Annotated in this window: 7 protein-coding genes; 4 read left to right on the top strand and 3 right to left on the bottom strand. The window is 58.6% G+C overall.

What is annotated here, in order from left to right; genetic code table 11:
• Positions 1 to 80: 80 nt before the first annotated feature.
• Positions 81 to 485: a lysozyme inhibitor LprI family protein gene (locus tag QMX93_RS28715; protein ID WP_282358930.1), complete on the bottom strand. Its 405-nt coding sequence runs from the start codon at positions 483 to 485 to the stop codon at positions 81 to 83.
• Positions 486 to 541: 56 nt separating this feature from the next.
• Positions 542 to 1,462, bottom strand: a complete 921-nt coding sequence (locus QMX93_RS28710; protein WP_282358929.1) for an ADP-ribosylglycohydrolase family protein — start codon at positions 1,460 to 1,462, stop codon at positions 542 to 544.
• A gap of 186 nt (positions 1,463 to 1,648) precedes the next feature.
• On the opposite strand from QMX93_RS28710, the gene QMX93_RS28705 reads away from it, so the two are divergent.
• Together QMX93_RS28705 and QMX93_RS28700 are read left to right on the top strand one after the other, a co-directional pair.
• On the top strand, positions 1,649 to 2,137 hold the full coding sequence (locus QMX93_RS28705; protein WP_212545619.1) for an SRPBCC family protein: 489 nt from the start codon (positions 1,649 to 1,651) through the stop codon (positions 2,135 to 2,137).
• Entirely contained in the window at positions 2,124 to 2,939 is an 816-nt protein-coding gene (locus QMX93_RS28700; protein WP_282358927.1) for an aminoglycoside phosphotransferase family protein, read from the top strand. Before QMX93_RS28705 ends, QMX93_RS28700 begins: the two co-directional genes overlap by 14 nt.
• A gap of 367 nt (positions 2,940 to 3,306) precedes the next feature.
• On the opposite strand, the gene acnA is transcribed toward QMX93_RS28700, so the two are convergent.
• Positions 3,307 to 6,048 carry an aconitate hydratase AcnA gene (gene acnA, locus QMX93_RS28695; protein WP_282358922.1) on the bottom strand — a complete coding sequence of 914 codons (2,742 nt, stop codon included), beginning with the start codon at positions 6,046 to 6,048 and terminating at the stop codon, positions 3,307 to 3,309.
• 222 nt (positions 6,049 to 6,270) lie between these two features.
• Here acnA and rlmM point away from each other — a divergent pair, with 222 nt between their 5' ends.
• Positions 6,271 to 7,344, top strand: coding sequence for a 23S rRNA (cytidine(2498)-2'-O)-methyltransferase RlmM (gene rlmM / locus QMX93_RS28690; protein WP_282358920.1), 1,074 nt, complete (start codon positions 6,271 to 6,273; stop codon positions 7,342 to 7,344).
• Positions 7,345 to 7,513: 169 nt separating this feature from the next.
• Positions 7,514 to 7,765, top strand: coding sequence for a sulfurtransferase TusA (gene tusA / locus QMX93_RS28685; protein WP_025111044.1), 252 nt, complete (start codon positions 7,514 to 7,516; stop codon positions 7,763 to 7,765).
• Positions 7,766 to 7,859: the final 94 nt, after the last annotated feature.

Genomic DNA, 7,859 nt, shown 5'->3' with positions numbered 1-7,859 from the left:
GGCTCGCTCCCACATTGGAATGCATTTCAAGTGTGGGAGCGAGCCTGCTCGCGAAGAGGCCCTCACAACCGCCGCAAAACTCAGGCCCCCGGCACCGGGCAACTCATGTCACCTTCCTCACACTTCAAATACTCCTTCAGCGCCTCAACCCGCACCTTGGTCACACTCGTCAGGCAATTGCTGTAAATCAACGGATAAACACTCCCGCCCGCGACCCCCGATGCCGAAAACTTGCACTCCGCATCACGAAACCCGACCCACGCCCGCTGCGCACTGACCAACAGCTTCTTGCCCTCAGGGTTATCCTTCAAGCGCCCGGTAATCTGCTGATACACCGTGTTCAACTCTTTATCCGCCGCTTTGAAATCCTGCCCGGCGCACTGATTCATCGTCGCCTGATCGCTGGCGTTGGCGCAGTCGACGGCGGCGTGGGCGAGGGAGGGGAATAGTAATGGCGTAAGGGCCAGCAACAGGCGTGGGGACATGAGGATTCTCGCTGTGTCGATAGTAAGTGTCAGGCAGTGTAGCGACTACGCCGAGCCTACTCAGGCGTACGCAATCTGGAGGCGTCAAGCAATCGATCTGCAGTCGCCGCAATTTCGGCGCCGTCATGCAGTTTATCCAGCCAGTGTCCCGGGATACCACGCTCGCCGTAATAAGCACCGGCCAGTTGACCGGTGATCGCGGCGGTGGTGTCGGCATCATCACCCAGATTGGCGGCCAGCAGAATCGCAGCGGCAAAGCTGTCGGTTTGCTGAAAGCACCACAGCGCCGCTTCCAGCGACTGCACGCTGTAGCCGCTGCCTTTTATGTCCGCGTGGGTTTTGCCAAGGTAATCCCCGCGTGCAATCGCAGCGACTTTGGGTTGCGAGAAATTGGCTGATGGCAGTTGGCGAAGCTCTGCCTTGGTTGCGCCTTCAAGAGACTTGGCAGTCAGCCCTGCCAATAATTGGCAACACTCGATGGCTTCAGCTGCGGCGTGGGTGGTTCGTGAACTGTCGGCGGCAAAGGTCTGGATCTGCTGGGCATCAGGGAAGTAAAACAGCACCACCGGTGCCAGACGCATTAGTGAGCCATTGCCGGCGCTGTACGGATCGGTTGAGCCCGCAAAGGGATCTGACGTCTGTTGGTATTGCTCCAGTGCCCGACTGACGGTCAACCCGATATCAAAGCACTCACCAGTCGAACTCAGATAACCCCATTGCCACCAGTTGAGGTAGCGGCCCATTTGATCAGCAGCATCGAATCCGTTTTTGTTCAGGAGACTTTCCGCCAGACACAGCGCCATCGAAGTGTCATCAGTCCATTGCCCCGGTTTGAGCCGGAACGGGCCGCCTCCGATCATATCGGTCAACGGTTCGAATGATCCCCGCGGTTTGAACTCAACTGTAGTACCAACCGCGTCGCCGCAAGCCAGGCCGAGCAGGGCGCCGCGATAACGTTCAGCGAGGGAAGGCTGCATGATACGTCCTTGTGTGGTTCGATTTCGCTGGAAACGGTAACAGCTTCGCCGTCGTAATGGTGGCTGGATCCACGCAATCAGCGGTCGGGAATTGCAGCCGGATGTTTCTCTTTTGCACCGGTTTGATACAACTTCACATTGGACATGTGGTCATACAAGCCTAGTGTTCAGAACAGGAGGTGACGTATGAAACCAGTACCCAATAGTTTCGAACGCAAGATTTCGCTGAAGGCGCCGCGTTCTCATGTCTGGCGTGCATTGGTCGACGCCGAGGCGTTTGGCCAGTGGTTTGGCGTGGCGCTGGAGGGCAGGCGGTTTATTGCCGGTGAATGGACGCAAGGGCAGGTCACGTATCCGGGTTATGAACACGTGTTGTGGAATGTGCTGATCGAGCGGGTCGAGCCGCAGCAGTTGTTTTCGTTTCGCTGGCATCCGTATGCGGTGAATCCGAAGATCGACTATTCCCAGGAACCGACCACATTGGTCAGGTTCGAGCTGCAGGATTACGAGGACGGCACACTGCTCAAGGTTTCCGAGTCAGGTTTCGCGCATATCCCCGATATTCGCCAGAAAGAGGCTTATTTCATGGACAGCCGCGGCTGGGAGGAGCAACTGAGCCGACTTGAACAGTTCCTGACCGAAAGTGCCAAGGCCCGAGCGCGTGACGGTGGCTGACATTTTCCAACCGTGGCTGCAGCGTTGGTCATTGGTGCCGGACGGCGAGCCGATCATTACGCTGGGCAGCCGTTTGCTGCCAGTGCGCGTGGGCGATACACCTGCGATGCTCAAAGTGGCGATGGATGTCGATGAAAAAATCGGCAACCAACTGATGTCCTGGTGGGACGGCAATGGCGCCGCGCAGGTGCTGGCGCATCACGAGGATGGCTTGCTGATGGAACGGGCCATGGGCCGGCGTTCGCTGATGCACATGGCGCTGAATGGCGAGGACGACCAGGCCAGCCGGATTCTGTGTGCGGCGCTGGCAAGGCTGCATGCACCGCGCGCGACGCCACCGCCACCGTTGGTGGAGCTGGGGCCGTGGTTTGCGTCGCTGCGAATCGCTGCGGCCCAGCATGGCGGTCTCTACGGCTTAAGCCTGGAAGCGGCAGAAACATTGCTCGCCAACCCGCAAGACGTGGTGGTGTTGCACGGCGACATGCATCACGACAATGTGCTGGATTTCGGTGAGCGTGGCTGGTTGGCCATCGACCCGAAGCGGGTCACGGGCGAGCGCGGTTTTGACTACGCCAATTTGATTTGCAATCCCGATCTGCCCTCAGCCACCAATCCCCAACGTTTCCGCCGACAGCTTGAGGTGATAACCGACGCCGCCGGGCTGGATCGCCAAAGACTGCTGCAATGGGTGCTGGCGTTCGCCGGATTATCCGCCGCATGGTTTTTGGAAGATGACGCACTGGAGCAGGCCTCAGGGCAGCTGAAAGTTGCGCAGATTGCCGCTTCCATGCTCGACGCCTGACACGTCTAAGGGTTTTCGGAAGGGTCGCTATGGCGAATGTCCTACACGCGATGGTAGCTATGTCGACTATTGCCGATTGGATCCCACGGTTAATCTAGCCACATCAACTGAGACACAGGGAGTGTTTCAGGATCACGGATGATCGACCATTTGCAAGGATCGCTGCCGACAGGGAGTCGATAATGGTCTTGGGAAAAACCCGCTTCGGCGGGTTTTTTTTTGCCTCTGGAAAATCACAGGGAATTTGTGGCGAATGACATTGTGGTGAGGGGATTTATCCCCGATGGGTTGCGAAGCGACCCCCAAAAGAAGGGCCTGCTGCGCATTCCATCGGGGATAAATCCCCTCGCCACAGGTATAGCGTCAATCAGGAAGCGATGAGTTGGCGCAGGACGTAATGCAGGATCCCTCCTGATTTGAAGTACTCCACCTCATTCAACGTATCGATCCGGCACAGCACTTCAATCTTCTCCTGACGCCCATCCTCCCGCGTAATCACCAATGGCAAATTCATCCGCGGTGTCAGTTCAACCCCGGTCAAACCCTTGATCTCAAACGTCTCCTTGCCCGTCAGATTCAAGCTCTTGCGGTTCTGATCAAGCTTGAACTGCAGCGGCAACACGCCCATACCCACCAGATTGGAACGGTGAATCCGTTCAAAACTCTCGGCAATCACCGCTTTCACGCCCAGCAGATTCGTACCCTTGGCCGCCCAGTCACGACTTGAACCGGTGCCATATTCCTGCCCGGCAATCACCACCAGCGGCGTGCCCGAGGCCTGATATTTCATGGCCGCGTCGTAGATCGCCAGTTTCTCGCCGGTCGGAATGTAGATGGTGTTGCCACCTTCTTCACCGCCAAGCATTTCGTTACGAATACGGATGTTGGCGAAGGTGCCGCGCATCATCACTTCGTGATTGCCGCGCCGTGAGCCGTAGGAATTGAAATCCCGCGGTTCCACGCCTTTTTCACGCAGATACTCGCCGGCGGGGCTGTCAGCCTTGATGTTGCCGGCGGGGGAGATATGGTCGGTGGTCACCGAGTCGCCGAGCATGGCCAGAACGCGAGCGCCTTTGACGTCTTTGATTTCCGGCAACGGCCCGGAAATATCGTCGAAAAACGGCGGATGCTGGATATAAGTCGAATCGTCCTGCCAAACATAGGTGGCGGCTTGCGGCACCTCGATGGCTTGCCATTGCTCATCACCGGCGAACACCTCGGCGTATTCCTTGTGAAACATCGCGGTGTTGACCTGGCTAACCGCGTCGGCAATTTCTTTGCTGCTTGGCCAGATATCGCGCAAGTACACCGGATTGCCTTGCTTGTCCTCGCCCAGCGGTTCGCTGCTGATGTCGCTGCGCACGCTGCCGGCCAAGGCATAGGCGACCACCAGCGGCGGCGAGGCCAGCCAGTTGGTTTTCACCAACGGATGCACACGACCTTCAAAGTTACGGTTGCCGGACAGCACCGAGGCGACGGTGAGATCGGCTTTCTGGATGGCTTTTTCAATCGGCTCGGGCAACGGCCCGGAGTTGCCGATGCAGGTGGTGCAGCCGTAGCCGACCAGCGAAAACCCGAGCTGGTCGAGGTATTGCGTCAACCCGGCAGCCTTGTAGTAGTCGGTAACCACTTTCGAGCCCGGCGCCAGCGAACTCTTCACCCATGGCTTGCGGGTCAGGCCTTTTTCCACGGCTTTTTTCGCCAGCAGACCGGCCGCCATCATCACGCTTGGGTTGGAGGTGTTGGTGCAGGAGGTTATTGCCGCGATCACCACCGCACCGTTTTTCAGACGATAGGTGTGGCCTTCGTATTCATATTCGGTTTCGCCGACCAGATCGGCATTGCCCACCGCCACGCCACCACCGCCCTCACTTTCCAGGCGTCCTTCATCTTTACTGGTGGGTTTGAATTGCAGATCGATGAAGTCGCTGAAGGCTTGCGGCACATTGGGCAGCGACACACGATCCTGCGGACGTTTCGGCCCGGCCAGACTCGCTTCGACGCTGCCCATGTCCAGCGCCAGGCTATCGGTGAACACCGGTTCCTGACCGGGCAAACGCCACAGGCCCTGAGCCTTGGTGTACGCCTCGACCAGTTTCACCGTTTCCGGCGGCCGCCCGGACAAACGCAGATATTCCAGCGTCACGTCGTCGACCGGGAAGAAACCGCACGTCGCACCGTATTCCGGGGCCATGTTGGCGATGGTCGCGCGGTCGGCCAGCGGTAGGTCAGCGAGGCCGTCGCCATAGAATTCGACGAATTTGCCGACAACGCCTTTCTTGCGCAGCATCTGCGTAACCGTCAGCACCAGGTCAGTGGCGGTGATACCTTCTTTTAGTTTGCCGGTCAGTTTGAAACCAATCACTTCCGGAATCAGCATCGACACCGGTTGCCCGAGCATCGCTGCTTCCGCCTCGATCCCGCCGACGCCCCAGCCGAGTACGCCGAGGCCGTTGATCATGGTGGTGTGGGAGTCGGTGCCGACCAAGGTGTCGGGGAAGGCATAGGTGCGGCCGTCTTCATCCTTTGTCCACACGGTGCGGCCGAGGTATTCAAGGTTGACCTGGTGGCAGATGCCGGTGCCCGGCGGGACTACGCTGAAGTTGTCGAAGGCACTCTGGCCCCAGCGCAGAAAGGCGTAACGCTCGCCGTTGCGCTGCATTTCGATATCGACGTTCTGCTCGAACGCGCTGGGCGTGGCGAATTTGTCGACCATCACCGAGTGGTCGATCACCAGATCCACCGGTGACAGCGGGTTGATCCGCTGCGGGTCGCCGCCAGCCTTGGCCATCGCCGCACGCATGGCGGCAAGGTCGACCACGGCGGGAACTCCGGTAAAGTCTTGCATCAATACGCGGGCAGGGCGGTACTGGATTTCCCGATCGGAGCGACGCTCCTTGAGCCACGCGGCAATCGCCTTGAGGTCGGCGCCGGTGACAGTTTTTTCATCTTCCCAGCGCAGCAGGTTTTCCAGCAGGACTTTCAACGACATCGGCAACTTGTCCAGATCGCCCAGGCTTTTGGCGGCATCCGGCAGGCTGAAATAGTGGTAGGTCTTTTGGTCAATCTGCAGTGTTTTGAGGGTCTTCAGACTATCGAGGGACGGCATTACGATCACTCCTTTGAATCCGCACGGCTACGGATTGAGGGGACGGGCAGAGCTATCAACGTAGCCCTGTTTTCATTAGCTGGCTAATAACTGGACTCTATGGGCAAGTCCAAGGTTCCGACATCGGCTATCATGCGCCGGTTTTCGTGACAGGCTTTGCTTCAACGCAAGGCTTGAGCATCGCGCAGGGGCCGAATGATCGCCCGCTGCCCAGGAGTAAGAATGAACACCCTACTCATGCATTGCCGGCCAGGCTTCGAAGGCGAAGTCTGTTCGGAAATTTCCGACCTCGCCGCCCGGCTCAACGTGGCCGGTTACGCCAAGGCCAAAGCGGCCACTGCCTGCGCCGAGTTTGTCTGCACCGAAGAAGACGGCGCCGAGCGCCTGATGCGCGGCCAGCGTTTCGCCGAGCTGATCTTCCCGCGCCAATGGGCGCGCGGCGTATTTATCGATCTGCCGGAAACCGACCGCATCAGCGTGATCCTCGCGCACATGGCCGATTTCCCGGTGTGCGGCAGCCTGTGGCTGGAAGTCGTCGACACTAACGACGGCAAGGAACTGTCGAACTTCTGCAAGAAATTCGAAGGCCCGCTGCGGAAGGCGCTGACCGGCGCCGGCAAACTGGTCGACGACGACAGTAAGCCGCGCCTGCTGCTGACTTTCAAAAGTGGCCGAGAAGTGTTTCTGGGTATGGCGGACGCTGGCAACTCGGCGATGTGGCCAATGGGCATTCCGCGCCTGAAGTTTCCGCGCGAGGCACCAAGCCGTTCGACGTTGAAGCTGGAAGAAGCCTGGCACCACTTTATCCCGCGTGATCAGTGGGAAGATCGTCTGCACAGTGACATGACCGGCGTCGACCTTGGCGCAGCGCCGGGCGGCTGGACCTGGCAACTGGTCAATCGCGGCATGCTGGTGACGGCGATCGACAACGGCCCGATGGCGGAAAGCCTGATGGACACCGGTCTGGTGCAGCATTTGATGGCCGACGGTTTTACCTTCAAGCCCAAGCAACCGGTGGACTGGATGGTCTGCGACATCGTCGAAAAGCCTGCGCGTAACGCAGCGATGCTCGAAGAGTGGATCGGCGAGGGGCATTGCCGCGAGGCGGTGGTCAACCTGAAGTTGCCGATGAAGCAGCGTTATGCCGAAGTGAAGCGCTTGCTTGAGCGCATCGCCGATGGCTTCAAAGCGCGCGGGATCAAGGTCGATATCGGCTGCAAACAGCTGTACCACGACCGTGAAGAAGTGACCTGCCACCTGCGCCGTCACGACATCAAGAAACCAAAATCCCGCTGATTCTCCCTGTAGGAGCTGCCGAAGGCTGCGATCTTTTGATCTTGTTTTTGAAGATTCAGATCAAAAGCTCGCAGCCTTCGGCAGCTCCTACATAGGATGCGGTTTAACGCTATAGATGACCGAACACCCGGCATTGCGCGACAATGCCGGCCAGTTTCAGGAGTAAATCATGAGTGAAATGATCGATACCCCGGTCGACGGCACCCTCGACGCCACCGGCCTTAACTGCCCGGAACCGGTAATGATGTTGCACCAGCACATCCGTGACCTGGTGCCCGGCGGCCTGCTCAAGGTGATTGCCACCGATCCGTCGACCCGTCGCGACATCCCCAAGTTCTGCGTGTTTCTCGACCATGAACTGGTCGGCCAACACGAAGAGGCCGGCACGTATCTGTACTGGATTCGCAAGAAACACGCGTGATTCAGGCTTGCACAAAACGAACTGTGGGAGCGAGCCTGCTCGCGAAAGCGGTATATCAGTCACTATGGATGGCGACTGATACAACGCATTCGCG

It is taken from the genome of Pseudomonas sp. PS01303 (genome assembly GCF_029959385.1).
GTDB classification, from domain to species: Bacteria; Pseudomonadota; Gammaproteobacteria; order Pseudomonadales; family Pseudomonadaceae; genus Aquipseudomonas; species Aquipseudomonas rustica.
The sequence above is the reverse complement of the archived record's forward strand: the minus strand, read 5'-3'. Positions and strand labels throughout refer to the sequence as shown.